General features: G+C 41.8%; 15 protein-coding genes and 2 riboswitches. Of the genes, 10 read left to right on the forward strand and 5 right to left on the reverse strand.

The features are described 5' to 3' along the window. Positions 1 to 58: 58 nt before the first annotated feature. The gene (locus ACFQWC_RS02585) at positions 59 to 850 is read right to left on the reverse strand and encodes a YqhG family protein (protein ID WP_377105962.1); all 792 of its coding nucleotides are present in this window, start codon (positions 848 to 850) and stop codon (positions 59 to 61) included. After that, on the reverse strand, positions 819 to 2,519 hold the full coding sequence (locus tag ACFQWC_RS02590; protein WP_341356584.1) for a DEAD/DEAH box helicase: 1,701 nt from the start codon (positions 2,517 to 2,519) through the stop codon (positions 819 to 821). Before ACFQWC_RS02590 ends, ACFQWC_RS02585 begins: the two co-directional genes overlap by 32 nt. 174 nt (positions 2,520 to 2,693) lie before the next feature. After that, positions 2,694 to 2,785: riboswitch (glycine riboswitch) on the forward strand. A gap of 3 nt (positions 2,786 to 2,788) precedes the next feature. Beyond that, positions 2,789 to 2,867, forward strand: a riboswitch (glycine riboswitch). Between the two features lie 97 nt (positions 2,868 to 2,964). On the opposite strand from ACFQWC_RS02590, the gene gcvT reads away from it, so the two are divergent. Genes gcvT through gcvPB form a run of 3 tightly spaced genes read left to right on the forward strand, consistent with a single transcriptional unit; the run spans position 2,965 to position 6,890 of the window. Further along, a complete protein-coding gene (gene gcvT / locus ACFQWC_RS02595; protein WP_299738348.1) occupies positions 2,965 to 4,071 on the forward strand; it encodes a glycine cleavage system aminomethyltransferase GcvT in 1,107 nt (368 codons plus the stop codon). Between the two features lie 16 nt (positions 4,072 to 4,087). Beyond that, on the forward strand, positions 4,088 to 5,434 hold the full coding sequence (gene gcvPA / locus ACFQWC_RS02600; RefSeq protein ID WP_341356583.1) for an aminomethyl-transferring glycine dehydrogenase subunit GcvPA: 1,347 nt from the start codon (positions 4,088 to 4,090) through the stop codon (positions 5,432 to 5,434). Continuing rightward, positions 5,427 to 6,890, forward strand: a complete 1,464-nt coding sequence (gene gcvPB / locus ACFQWC_RS02605) for an aminomethyl-transferring glycine dehydrogenase subunit GcvPB (RefSeq protein WP_299738345.1) — start codon at positions 5,427 to 5,429, stop codon at positions 6,888 to 6,890. The genes gcvPA and gcvPB overlap by 8 nt, the downstream gene beginning before the upstream one ends. A gap of 192 nt (positions 6,891 to 7,082) precedes the next feature. Here gcvPB and ACFQWC_RS02610 read toward each other — a convergent pair whose 3' ends face one another. After that, positions 7,083 to 7,316, reverse strand: coding sequence for a hypothetical protein (locus tag ACFQWC_RS02610; protein ID WP_377105965.1), 234 nt, complete (start codon positions 7,314 to 7,316; stop codon positions 7,083 to 7,085). 67 nt (positions 7,317 to 7,383) lie between these two features. Then, positions 7,384 to 7,767, reverse strand: a complete 384-nt coding sequence (locus tag ACFQWC_RS02615; RefSeq protein WP_044340028.1) for a rhodanese-like domain-containing protein — start codon at positions 7,765 to 7,767, stop codon at positions 7,384 to 7,386. 212 nt (positions 7,768 to 7,979) lie between these two features. On the opposite strand from ACFQWC_RS02615, the gene ACFQWC_RS02620 reads away from it, so the two are divergent. The 3 genes from ACFQWC_RS02620 to ACFQWC_RS02630 all read left to right on the forward strand — a co-directional run bounded on the left by ACFQWC_RS02620 (position 7,980) and on the right by ACFQWC_RS02630 (position 12,724). Next, the gene (locus tag ACFQWC_RS02620; RefSeq protein WP_299738342.1) at positions 7,980 to 8,816 is read left to right on the forward strand and encodes a lipoate--protein ligase family protein; all 837 of its coding nucleotides are present in this window, start codon (positions 7,980 to 7,982) and stop codon (positions 8,814 to 8,816) included. A 349-nt stretch (positions 8,817 to 9,165) separates the two neighbouring features. Next, positions 9,166 to 11,736: a vitamin B12-dependent ribonucleotide reductase gene (locus tag ACFQWC_RS02625; RefSeq protein WP_377105968.1), complete on the forward strand. Its 2,571-nt coding sequence runs from the start codon at positions 9,166 to 9,168 to the stop codon at positions 11,734 to 11,736. Between the two features lie 106 nt (positions 11,737 to 11,842). Beyond that, entirely contained in the window at positions 11,843 to 12,724 is an 882-nt protein-coding gene (locus ACFQWC_RS02630; protein WP_377105970.1) for a patatin-like phospholipase family protein, read from the forward strand. Positions 12,725 to 12,740: 16 nt separating this feature from the next. Here the strand turns inward: ACFQWC_RS02630 and ACFQWC_RS02635 are convergent, their stop codons facing one another. Further along, complete coding sequence (locus ACFQWC_RS02635; protein WP_299738335.1) at positions 12,741 to 13,106, reverse strand: SA1362 family protein; 366 nt, start codon at positions 13,104 to 13,106, stop codon at positions 12,741 to 12,743. Between the two features lie 310 nt (positions 13,107 to 13,416). On the opposite strand from ACFQWC_RS02635, the gene ACFQWC_RS02640 reads away from it, so the two are divergent. The 4 genes from ACFQWC_RS02640 (at position 13,417) to efp (ending at position 16,190) form a co-directional block, all read left to right on the forward strand. Next, on the forward strand, positions 13,417 to 13,986 hold the full coding sequence (locus ACFQWC_RS02640) for a YqhR family membrane protein (RefSeq protein WP_299738333.1): 570 nt from the start codon (positions 13,417 to 13,419) through the stop codon (positions 13,984 to 13,986). Between the two features lie 94 nt (positions 13,987 to 14,080). Beyond that, entirely contained in the window at positions 14,081 to 14,539 is a 459-nt protein-coding gene (aroQ, locus tag ACFQWC_RS02645) for a type II 3-dehydroquinate dehydratase (RefSeq protein ID WP_299738331.1), read from the forward strand. Beyond that, entirely contained in the window at positions 14,529 to 15,593 is a 1,065-nt protein-coding gene (locus ACFQWC_RS02650) for a M24 family metallopeptidase (RefSeq protein WP_299738329.1), read from the forward strand. The genes aroQ and ACFQWC_RS02650 overlap by 11 nt, the downstream gene beginning before the upstream one ends. 39 nt (positions 15,594 to 15,632) lie before the next feature. Beyond that, entirely contained in the window at positions 15,633 to 16,190 is a 558-nt protein-coding gene (efp, locus tag ACFQWC_RS02655; protein WP_034757996.1) for an elongation factor P, read from the forward strand. The last annotated feature ends 64 nt before the right edge of the window (positions 16,191 to 16,254 follow it).

Raw genomic sequence — 16,254 nt, forward strand, 5'->3', positions numbered from 1 at the left:
AGTCTTTTTGTATGGAGTTAAACGGAGTAAGCGTCTGAAGCACCTACTCCGTTTACCGTTAATTGTTGTTACGTAAATAAAAAATCCCGCCATTGATAATATCAATGGAAATCTTAGGTTCATACTGTTCTTTTAATGCTTGTTGTTCCAAGAAATAGGATTCGGGTTTTTCCTCTTGATCTCCATAAAAGTGATTCAATAATTGTAAATCTTCCTCCCACGTTTTTCGTGCCTGCTCAGCCCATTCAACGGGTTCTTTTTTGATTTCTTCATACAAAAACGTTTGAATTCGGTTCACCCCACTTTTCGGCTTGATGATCGGTGTTAGAGTGAAAGAGAAATCAGGAATCTTGGGAGTCAAGTTTCTGGACATCAATGACGAATGAAAGTTTTCTTGAATGACTCCATTGATCAGGTTTAATCCGATGCTTCGTATGCTGTCTTTTTTACGATTGGATTGATACGATATTTTGATGTTCAGCCCGAGCCACGGATGAAGTGGGATTTGTTGACCACTTGGTGTGTGCCGGTTTTCATATAAACGTATATATCCTGCTAGATTTCGTGTTGAATGAAAGATTTGGTGTAACCTGGGGGAACCGAAGTGAATAGGTTCTCCTTTTAATTCTTCAGGTGCTTTATCTGGATTCGTAATAAGGGATAATGTCATGGGATTTGGGACACCTCCCGTTTTCTCAAGGTAGTGCCAGTAGAATGGACGGTTCATCAGCTCCTTATCCAATTCAATCGTGAGCTGGACGGTCATATGACCATCTCCGCTCGCAACCAGGTCACATCCATTAGCCACGAAGTATCTCTCAAGAAATCGATGTATTTCGTGCTGCTGCATTTGATTTCTCCTCCTTTAATTGTTCAGCAAATTGAATCATACTCGTTAAATTCTCCATTTTAATCTTCATTTCTCCTTCTGATCGGGACGAAGAGAGAATATCGGTTACGTGTTCTTCGAAGTCGCGGAAATCCAGGCGTGTCAGGATTTCATCCAATTGCCCGATCACTCGTTCAAAGAGATTAATTTTTTCATAAAGAAGTTTTAAGATATGTTCTTCTACAGTATTTTTAGTAGCGAAATTGTAGATGTGAACATCCTCTGTTTGTCCGAGCCGGTGTACACGTCCGATTCGCTGCTCTAATCTCATAGGATTCCAAGGCAAGTCAAAGTTGATTACGTGATGACAGAATTGAAGGTTGATTCCTTCTCCGCCGGCTTCTGTGGCAATCAACACCTGGGCATGCTTCTGGAAGAGTTCACGCATCCAGTCCTTTTTCCCCCGCTTGAATCCACCCCGAAACGGTACGGAGCTTATTCCATGCTGTTTTAAGAACCATTGAAGATAGAGCTGTGTCGCCCGGTACTCTGTAAAAATAATCACTTTATCATTGATCGATTGGATGATTTCCAGTGCTTTCTGAGCCTTGGAGTTCATTGTCACGTTTTCTACTTTTTTCATAAGTGTACCAATTGTATTTTCAAAAGCTGCTGTCGGGTTCTCCTTCTTTTCCAGCATGTTTTTAAGGGTATAAAATACTGCTTCACGTGAGCTGCATGCTTCTCTTTGAAGTGTCAATAGAGAGAAGGAGCTTGAATTAGCCCACTCATCATAGTCCCCCTTGAGCAAATCGATGCTGTTATATAAATCTCTTTCAGCTTCGTTAAAATCAATTAAAACTGTCTTAACGTGACGTTTCGTCCATTCTATACCCGTATCGCTCCGTCTATTACGAATCATCACTTTGTTAATGAGACTCTTTAAATGTTCATCCTCTTGAAGAGTACGGTCCCCTTTTTTATATCTGTCAGAAAACCCGGATTCATTTCCGAGATGTCCAGGCTTAAGGAGGGAAACTAGATGGAAAATCTCTTCAACACGATTTTGGATTGGTGTGGCCGTCAGCAATAAGCAGAATTTCTTCTTTAAGTTCTGGACAAATTCATAGTTTTTTGTTTTATGATTTTTTAGTTTGTGAGCTTCATCGATAATCACCAAATCATAGTCCTGTTCATACACCTTCTCTCGATGAGGGCTCCTCTTAGCCGTATCCATGGAAGAGACGACAATATCGCACTGATCCCATACGTAACTTTTTCGTTGCGGAACAGCCGGGATGAAAAACTTACTGTTCAATTCATAGGCCCATTGAGAGACCAGGGATGCAGGAACCAATATTAATACTTTCTTCACTAATCCCCTAATCATGTATTCTTTCAATATCAATCCGGCTTCGATGGTCTTGCCTAATCCGACCTCATCTGCAAGGATCGCTTTGCCGTTCATCGTTTCGACAACCTGCTTTGCTGCTTCAAGCTGATGGGGGAGTGGAGTGACATTTGCCAAATGTTTTGGAGCTTGCAGGCCTTCAAAGTTCGGAATTGCAAGATGATGTTCAAATTCGATGGCCAGCTTATAAAGCTCCCAATTTCCCCATGGGCCATCGTTATCAATTAAATTCTCGAGACCCTCGCCCCATTCTTCATCAAATAAAACCTCAACATTCATCTGAAAAACATCTCCTTAATTCTAATAAAAATGATTGCTCAATCCTCGTATTTAATGGTAGGATGAAAATAGATTTTCTAATGTTAAAAAAACTCGAAAATCCGAACATTCACATTTACAACATTTCTTCTGTATATTTCTAGTATGACCAAATGTTTCAAGGAATATTGGCGAATGATAACAAGGGGAGAGACTGTGCATACAGCGCCGAAGGAGCAAGCACTTTTAAGTGTGAATCTCTCAGGCAAAAAGACTCTTGTTGGACGCAACTCTGGAGAGTGTTTCCTTAACGGAAACCACCAAAGGGGAAAGCCGTTCTTCGGTAAACTTTCAGGTGCAAGGACAGAGAAAACTTCTTTATGAAAAGGGGTTTTTCTGTCCTTTTTTCATGGGATAAAACTTGGTTAAGGATTATGCATGTAAGGAAGATAAAGGGGGAAAAGTCATGTCAGAGTTAAAACAAACACCTTTATACGAAGTGTACAAAGAGTATGGAGGAAAGACCATCGACTTCGGTGGCTGGGCTTTACCAGTGCAATTCTCAAGTATTAAAGAAGAACATGAAGCGGTACGATCCCGGGCTGGACTATTCGACGTTTCTCATATGGGAGAAATTGAAGTGAAGGGTGAAGGGGCTCTTGACTACTTACAAAAAATGATGACAAACGATGTCTCCAAAGTAAAAGACGGAGGGGCTCAGTATACGGCTATGTGCTACGAAAACGGTGGGACGGTCGATGACTTATTAGTTTATAAAATAAAAGATAATGATTATTTGCTCGTTGTCAATGCAGCAAATATAGATAAAGATTTTCAGTGGTTGAAAGAACATGAAGTAGATGGCGTAGAAATCAATAACATCTCTGAACATATGGCGCAATTGGCACTTCAAGGTCCACTTGCCGAACAAGTTTTACAATTACTTACAAACGAACATTCACTAAGCGATATCGGATTTTTTAAATTCCAAACCGAAGTGAATATTGATGATAGACTTGCACTTGTTTCACGTACCGGTTACACAGGGGAAGACGGATTTGAGATCTACTGTGATGCTGGTGATGCGGCTGCGATCTGGAAAGCTATCCTGGAAGCAGGAAAGGACCATGGGGTGCTACCATGCGGACTAGGTGCACGTGATACATTGCGTTTTGAAGCCAATCTTGCACTTTACGGACAAGAATTATCTCAATCCATCACGCCGATCGAAGCGGGGATCGGATTCGCCGTAAAGGTGAATAAAGAGGTTCCATTTATCGGTCAGGAAGTGCTGAAACAGCAAAAGGAAGAAGGGGCTTCAAGAAAAATCGTCGGGATTGAAATGATCGATCGCGGAATTCCCCGTCATGGCTATAAAGTATATTCCGGTGAAGAAGAAATAGGGGAAGTCACAACCGGTACGCAATCACCGACATTAAAGAAAAATGTAGGATTAGCATTACTTGATAAAGAGTTTACTTCTTTAGATACAGAAGTACTGGTTGAAATCAGAGGGAAAAAGTTAAAAGCCAAAGTGGTATCGACACCATTCTATAAAAGACCAAAGAAATAGGGGAGGAATGACGGTCATGAAGCATCGTTATTTACCGATGACAGAGCAAGATCAAAGGGAAATGTTAGACAGCATAGGAGTAGACAGCGTTAACGATCTATTTGAAGATATTCCTGAGAAGGTTCGTTTCAAAGGGGATTACAAAATCAAAGAAGCGAAGTCAGAAACAGAATTGGTAAAAGAACTGACCAAATTGGCAGCGAAGAATGCTGACTTGAAAAGTCACACGTCCTTTTTAGGGGCAGGAGTATACGACCACTACATGCCGATCATCGTGGATCATGTATTATCACGTTCAGAGTTCTATACTGCCTATACTCCTTACCAGCCGGAAATCTCACAAGGGGAACTTCAAGCTATCTTTGAATTTCAAACGATGATTTGTGAGCTGACTGGCATGGATGTAGCCAATTCTTCCATGTACGATGGAGGAACGGCACTAGCAGAAGCAGCTATGCTGAGCGCAGGTCAGACCCGCCGTAAAAAGGTATTGGTTTCAAGTACCGTACATCCGGAATCACGTGATGTTTTACGATCTTATGCAAAAGGTCAATATATCGAAGTGGTGGAAATCCCGCACAATAATGGTGTAACGGACGTGGAAGAACTTAAGAAATTAATGAGCAATGAAATTGCAGCGGTAATCGTTCAATATCCTAACTTCTTCGGCCGGGTGGAAGAACTAAAAGCGATCGAAGAAGTGACTCATGCTGAAAAAGCGATGTTCGTGGTTTCCTCAAACCCACTTGCACTAGGTGCACTTACACCTCCTGGACAATTAGGTGCAGATATCGTCATTGGTGATGCACAGCCATTTGGCATTCCAAGTGCCTTTGGTGGACCTCACTGTGGATACTTTGCCGTGAACAAGAAGCTTATGCGTAAAGTACCGGGCCGTCTTGTTGGTCAAACCGTTGATGAAGATGGAATCCGTGGATTCGTTCTGACTCTTCAAGCGCGTGAGCAGCATATCCGTCGTGATAAAGCAACGTCGAATATTTGTTCAAACCAGGCATTAAATGCACTCGCAGCATCTGTGGCCATGACAGCACTTGGAAAACAGGGCGTCAAAGAGATGGCACTTCAAAATATCCAAAAAGCACATTATGCAAAAGAAGCCTTTAAAGCAAAAGGATTCTCCATTGCATTTGAAGGTCCAACATTCAATGAGTTTGTCGTTAAGGTAAATATGCCTGTCAAAGAAATCAATCAAAAGCTTCTAGGAAAAGAAATGATTGGTGGATACGATCTTGGACTAGTGGATGACAGCTTGGCACAGCACATGCTGGTGGCTGTTACTGAACTTCGCAGCAAAGAAGAAATCGACGCATTCGTAGCAGAACTGGGGGATTGTCATGAATAAGCAAGATCAACCTCTTATTTTTGAATTATCTAAAGAAGGCCGTGTCGGCTATAGCTTACCTGAATTAGATGTACCACAGGTGGAATTATCAGATCTCATTCCATCAGATTATATCCGTTCGGAAGAACCAGAGCTTCCAGAGGTATCTGAACTGGATATCATGCGTCATTATACAGCATTATCAAAACGTAATCATGGTGTGGATTCCGGTTTTTATCCTTTAGGGTCCTGTACGATGAAGTACAATCCAAAGGTGAATGAAAACGTTGCACGACTGAATGGATTTGCCCATATCAATCCGCTACAAGAAGCAGAAAGTGTTCAAGGCGCGCTTGAACTTATGTATGATCTTCAAGAGCATTTGAAAGAGATCACAGGTATGGATGAGGTGACCCTGCAGCCTGCAGCAGGAGCTCATGGAGAGTGGACCGGTCTTATGATGATCCGTGCTTACCATGAAGCAAATGGTGACACTCACCGTACGAAGGTCATCGTACCGGATTCAGCTCATGGAACGAACCCTGCCAGTGCCACTGTAGCAGGTTTCGAAACAGTAACGGTTAAATCAAACGAGAATGGATTAGTTGATTTGGAAGATCTGAAGCGTGTAGTAGGAGATGATACTGCAGCCCTGATGCTGACCAATCCGAACACTCTTGGTTTATTTGAAGAAAACATTCTGGAAATGGCTGCAATCATTCATGAAGCAGGCGGTAAGCTGTATTATGATGGTGCCAATCTAAATGCAGTATTATCAAAAGCCAGACCTGGGGACATGGGATTTGATGTCGTGCATTTAAATCTTCATAAGACGTTTACGGGCCCTCACGGAGGCGGTGGTCCTGGAAGCGGTCCTGTCGGAGTGAAGGAAGACTTGATTAAATACCTTCCAAAACCGGTCCTGGTGAAAAATGGCGAAAAGTTCGAATTCGATTACAACCGTCCTGATTCAATTGGCCGTGTAAAACCATACTATGGGAACTTTGGTATTAACGTTCGTGCCTATACTTACATCAGAACGATGGGGCCGGACGGACTGAGAGCCGTTACAGAAAACGCAGTCCTGAATGCAAATTACATGATGCGCAGACTGGCTCCTCACTTCGACCTTCCATACGATCGTCATTGTAAGCATGAATTTGTCATCAGTGGAAAACGTCAGAAGAAGCTTGGCGTCCGTACATTGGATATTGCGAAGCGACTACTCGACTTCGGATATCATCCGCCTACGATTTACTTCCCATTAAATGTGGAAGAATGCATGATGATTGAACCAACGGAAACAGAATCGAAAGAAACCCTAGATTCCTTTATAGATGCAATGATCCAAATTGCTAAAGAAGCAGAAGAAACACCGGAAATCGTCCAAGAAGCACCTCATACGACCATCGTCAAACGTATGGACGAAACACTCGCAGCAAGAAAACCAATACTGCGTTATACAAAAGAAAGCTAAAAGATGTAAAACTGGAAATCCCCGCAGCGGTTCGCTGCGGGGATTTTCTGAGGGACGGACCTTCATTGAAAGAGAAATGGGGCGGAGGTGATTGTGGTGTTATCTCCTGTAATTCAAGTGAAAAAGACGTGATTTGGCCGTTTAAAGGGACTATTAGCATAGTAAGACAAGTAATTAAGCAGATATGGTGGATCACTCAGCAAAATAGGCGCGGAATTCGGTCGTGGTGGTCGATAATCCAGCCAAAGTGAAAGGGAATCCAGCCGATTTGGTCGATAATCCGGCAGAAATGAACAGGAATCCAGCCGTTTTGGTTGATAATCCAGCCGAAATGAACAGGAATCCAGCAGTTTTCAGCAAAAATCCAGCCGAATTACAAATAATCCCATTTGTTGATTGGATTCTACATACTACCACTAGATCCATCAACGCAATCCATCCGACTACTCCCACCGATCAAAAAAAGGATTGCCTCTAAGGCAATCCTTTCACATTATTTTTTATGTTTTACTTTACCTGTCCACTTTTTAAAGCCGCCCTGCAATTGGTGAAGATCTCGGTATCCTTTGCGGTGAAGCATTTGAGCTGCTCGTCCGCTGCGGAGTCCGCTTTGGCAATAAAGGTAAACGGGTTGATCGGCACGGATTTCCTTTTGTCTCATTTTTATTTGAGATAGGGGGATATTTCGTGCGCCAAGTACGTGACCGTTTTCAAATTCATTCGCTTCACGAACATCTATCAATTGAGCTTTACGATATCCTGCTCGAAATTCTTCTTCAGTCAATGTATTCACAATTCTCTTTTGATAGAAGAACGTAAAGAGTGAATAAACAATGATTCCACCAAGTACGACTAAAAGAATATATAATCCTTCCATCATTCATGCTCCTTTCTACAAATGCGCTATCTTCTATTATATTCATGAAAGCTCCGAGAATCAAAACAAATTTATTATTTTATAGCAAACACTTTCCAATCTGTTTTTCTTTGTTTTTTCGATTGGATTTGATAGACTAGTAACGGACTTGAATGAAGTTGAATGATTACATAATAAAATATCAAAGAGAAGACGTAAATGAGGTATGATGCATGAAAAAGGAAACATGGAGATTCATTGACTCAGGGAATTGTTCCCCTTCTTATAATATGGCCCTTGATGAGGCGCTACTCGATTGGCATAGTGAAGGGAAGATTCCTCCGACGATTCGTTTTTACGGTTGGGATCCCGCGACACTATCGATTGGCTACTTCCAAAAGGTAGAAAAGGAAATCAATCTTGAAGCCGTTAAGGAGCACGGACTCGGATTCGTCAGAAGACCGACTGGAGGCAGGGGGGTTCTGCATGAACATGAATTGACGTACAGCGTCATTGTTTCAGAAGATCATCCTGAAATGCCTAAAACAGTAACGGAAGCGTATCGTGTCATCTCGGAAGGAATTCTAAAGGGATTTCAGGGCCTGGGCCTTGAAGCCTACTTTGCTGTTCCGAAAACAGCAGAAGAGAGGGAAGGATTAAAAAATCCACGTTCAGCTGTTTGTTTTGATGCACCCAGCTGGTATGAACTGGTGGTTGAAGGAAGGAAAGTGGCAGGCAGTGCCCAGACGCGTCAAAAGGGCGTCATCCTCCAGCACGGCTCTATCCTCCTGGATCTTGACGAAGATAAATTGTTTAGTCTGTTTAATTATCCATCTGACAGGGTAAAAGAGCGTATGCAGCGAGCTTTTAAAAACAAGGCCGTTGCGATGAACGAAATCAGTTCTGAAACGGTCACCATGGACATGGCCAAGGAAGCGTTCAAAAAAGGTTTTGAAGAAGGACTGAATATCCACCTGGAACCATATGAACTTTCCGAAGAGGAAACACAATATGTTGTGGACCTTGCCGAAACCCGGTACGAATCAGATGATTGGAATTTTAAACGATAAAATTTTTTGTAGAAAAAAAGCGATGCTTGTCGCTTTTTTCCTATTTTACCAACTATTACGCGACTTGGATTTATATCAAGTTCTAAATTAATAGAAATGGTCGGAGTATTATATGATTTTCTATTGTTTCCTCCTGTTTTCTATTTTTATTGGCTTATTATCCGTTTGACAAACAAATGACCTATTGACCCGAAACACAATATATGGTGTGTCGAATAATTTTTTGCACACTATATGTTGTGTTTATTTATTGCTTTTCTAATAGAGCTATGATATCGTATTATTTGATATTACACATCAAAGTAAATAACAAACAAATGAAAGATTTGAGATAGAAGGAGTTGTCTTTATGACTGTTGCGTCGAAAAACACAATGAAATTAAACATCGAAAGATTAAATCAGGATATCGGATTATTTCCTCAAGTACATCCCATTACACCGGATATGAATACTACACACAAAGGTGTATCCCGTCTTGTCATGATTGATCGTTATTCTTTCAAAGACACGGAAAAAATCACCCTTTCTGAAGGAGACTTTGTAGTCCTCACCATCAAAGAAGATCCTAAATTCCCTGCAAGAGGGTTAGGTTACATCACAAGCATCGATTGGGAAACGAAGAAAGCAGATGTTTGGATCGAAGAAGAGTACAGAAGTGCCATAGACAAACCTGAAGAAATGGAAACGGGTATCGTTTCTAGAACACTTGATGTAATTGAAAAACCTCTCGAAGTCTACTACGAACAAATTGCAAAGCGTAACGCAACAGGCTTAGCAGAAGTGGAAGAAACTCCTGAAAAGAGACAAGTTTGGTTTGAGAAGTTCTATCATGAATTGGTGAACCTGCATTTTGTTCCTGCTGGTCGAGTGCTTTATGGAGCGGGTGCCGGAACGGATGTTACGTACTTTAACTGTTACGTGATGCCTTTCGTACAGGATTCACGTGAAGGGATTTCAGAACATCGCAAGCAGGTAATGGAGATCATGAGCCGAGGCGGGGGAGTCGGAACGAATGGATCGACGCTTCGTCCGCGCAATACCCTTGCAAAAGGTGTGAACGGTAAATCCTCCGGTTCGGTTTCCTGGCTGGATGACATCGCCAAATTGACTCATTTGGTTGAGCAGGGCGGTTCAAGACGCGGGGCACAAATGATCATGTTATCAGATTGGCATCCCGATATTATCGAATTCATCATTTCTAAAATGCAAAACCCGCGTATTCTGCGTTATCTCCTTGAGAATACAGAAGATGAAACCATTAAAAAAGCGGCACAGGATAAATTGAAATTCACCCCTCTGACGGAACAAGAGGAAGCGATGTATCAAGGAATCCTGAACTATAGACAAATCCCCGGGTATGGTGGGTTTGATGCGAAGATCCTTAAGAATGCAGAAGAAAAGCTGCGTACAGGCGGAACATATAGCGTCCATAATTCAGAGTTTCTGACAGGTGCCAATATTTCTGTTTGTTTAACAAGCGACTTTATGGAAGCTGTGGAAAACGATCGTGAGTATGAACTCCGCTTCCCGGATGTTGAAAGTTACAATGAAGAGCAAATGAAATACTACAATGAAGAATGGCACAATGTCGGTGACGTCCGAGAGTGGGAAAAGCTTGGATACAAAGTCCGTACCTACCGTAAGATCAAAGCGAAAGAGCTTTGGAATCTTATCAATGTTTGTGCAACGTATTCAGCTGAGCCTGGAATCTTCTTTATTGATAACGCGAATGATATGACGAATGCGAAAGCATATGGTCAAAAGGTAGTTGCTACCAACCCATGTGGTGAACAGCCTCTTGCTCCTTATTCAGTGTGTAATCTGGCAGCCGTGAATCTGGCTCAGTTTGCCAATAAAGAGACGAAAACCGTTGATTTCGAAAAGTTGAAGCGTACCGTTGAAGTGGGTGTTCGCATGCAGGATAATGTCATTGATGCGACTCCGTACTTCCTGGATGAAAACAAAAAGCAGGCCCTTGGTGAGCGACGTGTCGGCCTTGGCGTTATGGGGCTTGCAGACTTGTTGATCTATTGTGAAAAAGAATACGGTTCAGAAGAAGGTAACCAGCTGGTTGATGAGGTGTTCGAAGCCATCGCAACAACCGCTTATCGTGCATCCGTTGAATTATCCAAGGAAAAGGGAAGCTTCCCATTCCTTACTGGAAGTACCGACGAAGAAACGAAGGCTTTACGAAAAGCGTTTGTGGAAACAGGTTTCATGAAGAAAATGCCTGAGGATGTAAGGGATGACATTCAACAGTACGGGATTCGAAACTCTCATCTGTTAACCGTTGCTCCAACAGGTTCAACAGGTACGATGGTTGGTGTATCTACAGGTCTCGAGCCTTACTTCTCCTTCACATATTACAGAAGCGGCCGTCTTGGTAAGTTTATTGAAGTAAAAGCGGATATTGTAGAGGATTACTTAAAGAGAAATCCGGAAGCAGATGCTGACAATCTTCCAGAATGGTTTGTATCTTCCATGAGCCTGGCGCCACAAGCACATGCTGATGTTCAATGTGTCATCCAGAATTGGATTGACAGCTCCATTTCGAAAACCGTTAATGCCCCTCGTGGTTATACGGTTGAGCAAGTAGAAAAAGTGTATGAGCGTCTTTATAAAGGTGGAGCAAAAGGCGGTACGGTGTACGTTGATGGAAGCCGTGATTCGCAAGTTCTTACCCTCAAAGCAGAAGAAAACAGCTTTGATGACGAGCATGAAGCAGAACAAAAAGAGATTCCTACAACTAAAAAGCCGATCGTGTTACTCGATACGATTCAAGACGTGCGTTCAACAGACGTTACCATTGGGTCTGAAGTTGGAAATACGTGTCCTGTATGCCGTAAAGGAACGGTAAAAGATATGGGCGGCTGCAATACTTGTACCAACTGCGGTGCTCAACTGAAGTGCGGTTTATAATAATAAAGATAGATAGGAGGGGACTGGTTCCCCTCCTATTTTTTTAGTCTAAAATCCTTCTTTGTGAATTAAAGATGTAGTAAGAGAAAAAGAAGGAGTGGAGCCTGTGGACATCGATGGCGTTTTTTCAGGCGGAGGCATCAAGGGGCTCGCCTTGATTGGGGCATATCAAGCATTAGAGGAGAAGGGCTACAGATTTAAGAGGCTCGCAGGAACGAGTGCAGGAGCAGTGATTGCAGCATTTATTGCTGCAGGTTATTCGAGCAGGGAGCTTTTGAAAATCATGGATGATATAGATTTTAATAAATTGCTGGACTCAAACGAGATCATCTCCTTTCCTATTATAAAATGGTTTCGGGTTTACCATCGTTTAGGTTTGTATAAAGGAGTGGCGCTTGAAAACTGGGTGGAAGAAAAGCTGAAGGGTAGAGGGATCTATACGTTCGCCGATTTACCTCCCCATTCACTCCGGGTGATCGCTTCAGATCTATCGAACGGCAGATTATTAGTTCTCCCTGACGACCTTGAGAAGTATGGAATAGCTAAAGAAACCTTTCCTGTTGCAAGGGCGATACGAATGAGTGCGAGTCTTCCTTATTTTTTCGAACCTGTAAAGTTACGATCTTTAGAAGGAATAAGTTTTATGGTGGATGGTGGGGTGCTCAGTAATTTTCCAATGTGGCTGTTCGATCGGGAAAATGTGAAAAAGGTGAGGCCGGTAATAGGGGTGAAGTTAAGTCACGATCTAGTCGGAAAGCCGAAAAAACAAATCAAGAATGCGATTGATATGTATGAAGCCCTCTTTACTACGATGAAAGATGCACATGATTCCAGATACATTTCCAGAAAACATGAAAAAAACATCATCTTTATTCCTACTGAAGGAGTGCTCACAACCGAATTCCAGTTAACCCCGGAAAGGAAAACAGAGCTCATCCGGTACGGAAAATCAAAAGCTGAAGCATTTCTGCAAAAATGGACATATTAATAAAACAATCGAGCTCCTAAAATGAGGCTCGATTGTTTTTCTTATTCTTCTTTCCTTCAATTACAGTCAGATTGGCATTGGATTTCTTGCGTATTGAACGTTTCTTTTGGGCGTTTGATACTTGTTGAGGCCTACTTGAAGACTTCTTCTTATGACGCTTCTTCGATTGCTTGGCTGCTTTAACAAACGCTCTCTGTTCATTACTATTACCAGCCCGCCTCCCGCTGAACCATCTTCGGTATATAAAGTAGATAATCCCGATGACGGCTGCTGTTACCAGTAATTGTTTTGCAAGCCCTAAAGGATTTCCGAATAGGGAAGTTACGAGCCCTACTATAGCTAACAATATTAATGTGGAAACAAAGATATTACGAGCGTTCAACAAAGCCACCTCCTTACAATACAATCCATCTTTAAATAATATCTATACTATTATTCTAGACAATTTCCTTGCTCTTTAATCGTATTTATTATCGTTTTTATGTGATTCATGTTGTACTTATTTTCTGAAACTTGGAAAGATAATATCTATTTTACTAAAAAATGATTCAAAGCACTAGAGGTAGCGATTCATTATACATATTTCCTTCCCTTACGCTGTTTATGAACCCATACCAACATACACACGAAAAATATGCAAAGCATGCAAATGTTTAAATCAATGGGACATACTACGAATGGAGGTGCTAAAGATGGCGGAACAAAAAGGACAACATGAAAAGATTCAGGATGGAACAGAAGAAAGCAAGGAGAATCCCCGATTAGAGCAAAATCAGGGTGAAAAACCACTTTCATTCATGGGAATGGTGGTTGTGACGGGCTTTATTGGTGGAATGTTATGGAGTGCAATTGCCTACCTTTGTTACTTTTTTTCCTTTACGAAAATTGAGCCTAATATCATTTTTGAGCCATGGGCGGTTGGGGACTGGGTGGACAAATGGATTGGAATCGTTCTTTCTATATTGGCTTACGGAGTGATTTCTATTGGAGTGGCCCTTATCTATTATGGTTTATTGAGGAAATTCAAGTCCATGTGGGTTGGAGTTGCTTATGGTGCAGCGTTATACCTGGCTTTCTTTTTACTGCTCAACCCACTCTTTCCGAGCATTCAATCCTTTACATCCATTGATTATCACACCCTGATCACAACCTTCTGCTTGTATATTTTATATGGTGTATTTATTGGCTACTCCATTTCCTATGAAGAAAACGAGTTGAGACATCAAGATCAGAAAGAAAAATCAGGTGAAGTTTCACATTAACAAATCCTTATTATCAGACAATTATGTAGGTATAGGTAAAAGGTTTATGTTAGAATGTTCATGATGAACATTCTATTTTTTTAGGAGTTTACATATGAATAAAATCTTGCTTTTAAATGGTCCTAACTTAAATAGGCTCGGGAAACGTGAACCCGATATTTATGGACATGTCACCCTGCCACAACTTGAGGAAAAGCTTTCGAAACAAGCAGAAGGTGAAGGGTTTCAACTCTTTTCAGCTCAATCGAACCATGAAGGGGAACTGATTGATTACATACACAGGGCAGAGGATGAAGGGTATGGGGGAATCATCCTGAATCCCGGTGCTTTCACGCATTACAGCTATGCGATAAGAGATGCAGTGGCTTCGGTATCAGTACCGGTAGTGGAAGTGCATATATCTAATATCCATGCCCGTGAAGCGTTCAGACATCAATCTGTCGTGGCAGCTGAAACGGTTGGCCAGATCGTCGGTTTTGGACTGTTTGGTTACGAATTGGCTTTACAAGCGATCATAAAGAACATTAAGGGAGTGGAATTGAATGAAGATTGAACGATTAAGAGAGACTTTTTCAGAAAACGAACTTGACGGGATTTTACTTACCAGTACCTACAACCGTCGGTACATGACAAACTTTACGGGTTCATCAGGTGTTGCTCTGATTTCTAAAGACAAAGCATTATTCATAACAGATTTCCGCTACATCGAGCAAGCAACCGAGCAGGCTGCCGATTTTGAAATCGTCCAGCATACTGGACCCATCCATGAGGAAGTAGCCAAACAAGTGAAAAACCTGGGGATCAAGAAACTGGGCTTCGAGAAGAACTACATGACATTCAGTGCGTATGACAGCTATCGTGAAGTGCTGGAAGCAGAACTTGTACCGGTATCAGGGCTGGTAGAAAAGTTACGCTTGATTAAGACACCTGAAGAGCTTAAGATAATTAAGGATGCGGCGGATATCGCCGATGCAGCATTTAAGCATATATTAGATTTTATCAAACCGGGTGTGACAGAGTTAGAGGTTTCCAATGAATTAGAATTCTTCATGAGAAAAGCAGGCGCAACTTCATCATCTTTTGACATCATCGTTGCTTCAGGTAATCGCTCTGCACTTCCTCATGGGGTGGCCAGTGATAAAGTCATTGAAAAAGGTGATTTTGTAACGTTGGATTATGGAGCATACTATAAAGGATATTGCTCTGATATGACACGTACCTTATCTGTAGGAGAACCAAGTGAGAAACTGAAAGAGATCTATGATGTTGTTCTTCAATCACAGCTTCTTGCCATGGAAAAAATTAAGCCTGGTATGACAGGTAAAGAAGCGGATGCGATTGCACGTGATTACATAACAGAAAAAGGGTATGGTGAGTATTTCGGACATTCACTGGGTCACGGAATCGGCCTTGAAGTTCATGAAGGACCAGGATTGTCCTCCCGTTCTGATGTGGTACTGGAGCCTGGAATGATCGTAACGGTTGAACCAGGAGTCTATGTTCCAGGTATTGGCGGTGTTCGAATTGAAGATGATACACTCATAACAGAAGATTCCAATGAAACACTGACACACTCTACAAAAGATCTAATCATTCTACCATTGTAGTCCCGACACAGGTCTACTTGACAATAGGAGGAAATAAACATGATTTCAGTAAATGATTTTCGAACAGGTTTAACAATTGAAGTCGACAACGGGATTTGGCGAGTAATTGATTTCCAACACGTTAAACCGGGTAAAGGAGCAGCATTCGTTCGCTCTAAACTTCGTAACCTGCGCACTGGTGCCATCCAGGAAAAAACATTCCGTGCTGGTGAAAAAGTAGGAAAAGCTCAAATTGATAACCGTAAAATGCAATACCTATATGCTAATGGTGACATGCATGTATTTATGGACAACGAAAGCTACGATCAAATTGAACTTCCTGCTTCTTCCATCGAATATGAATTGAAATACCTGAAAGAAAACATGGAAGTGTCCATCATGATGTACGGAGGAGAAACTCTTGGAGTTGAACTTCCTAACTCAGTTGAATTGAAAGTAACTGAAACAGAACCGGGCATCAAAGGCGACACAGCTTCCGGGGGTTCAAAACCTGCTACAGTAGAAACAGGATTGGTGGTTAACGTACCGTTCTTCGTCAACGAGGGAGACACATTGATCATTAATACAACTGACGGATCTTACGTATCACGTGGATGATTGAGTAAAAAGCCTGAGCGAGATTTTTCTCGTTTGGGCTTTTTTTATTTTTTTTTGTTAGTGG

This window comes from Rossellomorea sp. GCM10028870, assembly GCF_042666755.1.
Taxonomy (GTDB): Bacteria; Bacillota; Bacilli; order Bacillales; family Bacillaceae_B; genus Rossellomorea.

Coding starts and splice junctions, on each gene's coding strand:
- ACFQWC_RS02585 (WP_377105962.1), bottom strand. CDS start 850: ATGCAGCAGCACGAAATACATCGATTTCTTGAGAGATACTTCGTGGCT.
- ACFQWC_RS02590 (WP_341356584.1), bottom strand. CDS start 2,519: ATGAATGTTGAGGTTTTATTTGATGAAGAATGGGGCGAGGGTCTCGAG.
- gcvT (WP_299738348.1), top strand. CDS start 2,965: ATGTCAGAGTTAAAACAAACACCTTTATACGAAGTGTACAAAGAGTAT.
- gcvPA (WP_341356583.1), top strand. CDS start 4,088: ATGAAGCATCGTTATTTACCGATGACAGAGCAAGATCAAAGGGAAATG.
- gcvPB (WP_299738345.1), top strand. CDS start 5,427: ATGAATAAGCAAGATCAACCTCTTATTTTTGAATTATCTAAAGAAGGC.
- ACFQWC_RS02610 (WP_377105965.1), bottom strand. CDS start 7,316: ATGGATCTAGTGGTAGTATGTAGAATCCAATCAACAAATGGGATTATT.
- ACFQWC_RS02615 (WP_044340028.1), bottom strand. CDS start 7,767: ATGGAAGGATTATATATTCTTTTAGTCGTACTTGGTGGAATCATTGTT.
- ACFQWC_RS02620 (WP_299738342.1), top strand. CDS start 7,980: ATGAAAAAGGAAACATGGAGATTCATTGACTCAGGGAATTGTTCCCCT.
- ACFQWC_RS02625 (WP_377105968.1), top strand. CDS start 9,166: ATGACTGTTGCGTCGAAAAACACAATGAAATTAAACATCGAAAGATTA.
- ACFQWC_RS02640 (WP_299738333.1), top strand. CDS start 13,417: ATGGCGGAACAAAAAGGACAACATGAAAAGATTCAGGATGGAACAGAA.
- aroQ (WP_299738331.1), top strand. CDS start 14,081: ATGAATAAAATCTTGCTTTTAAATGGTCCTAACTTAAATAGGCTCGGG.
- ACFQWC_RS02650 (WP_299738329.1), top strand. CDS start 14,529: ATGAAGATTGAACGATTAAGAGAGACTTTTTCAGAAAACGAACTTGAC.
- efp (WP_034757996.1), top strand. CDS start 15,633: ATGATTTCAGTAAATGATTTTCGAACAGGTTTAACAATTGAAGTCGAC.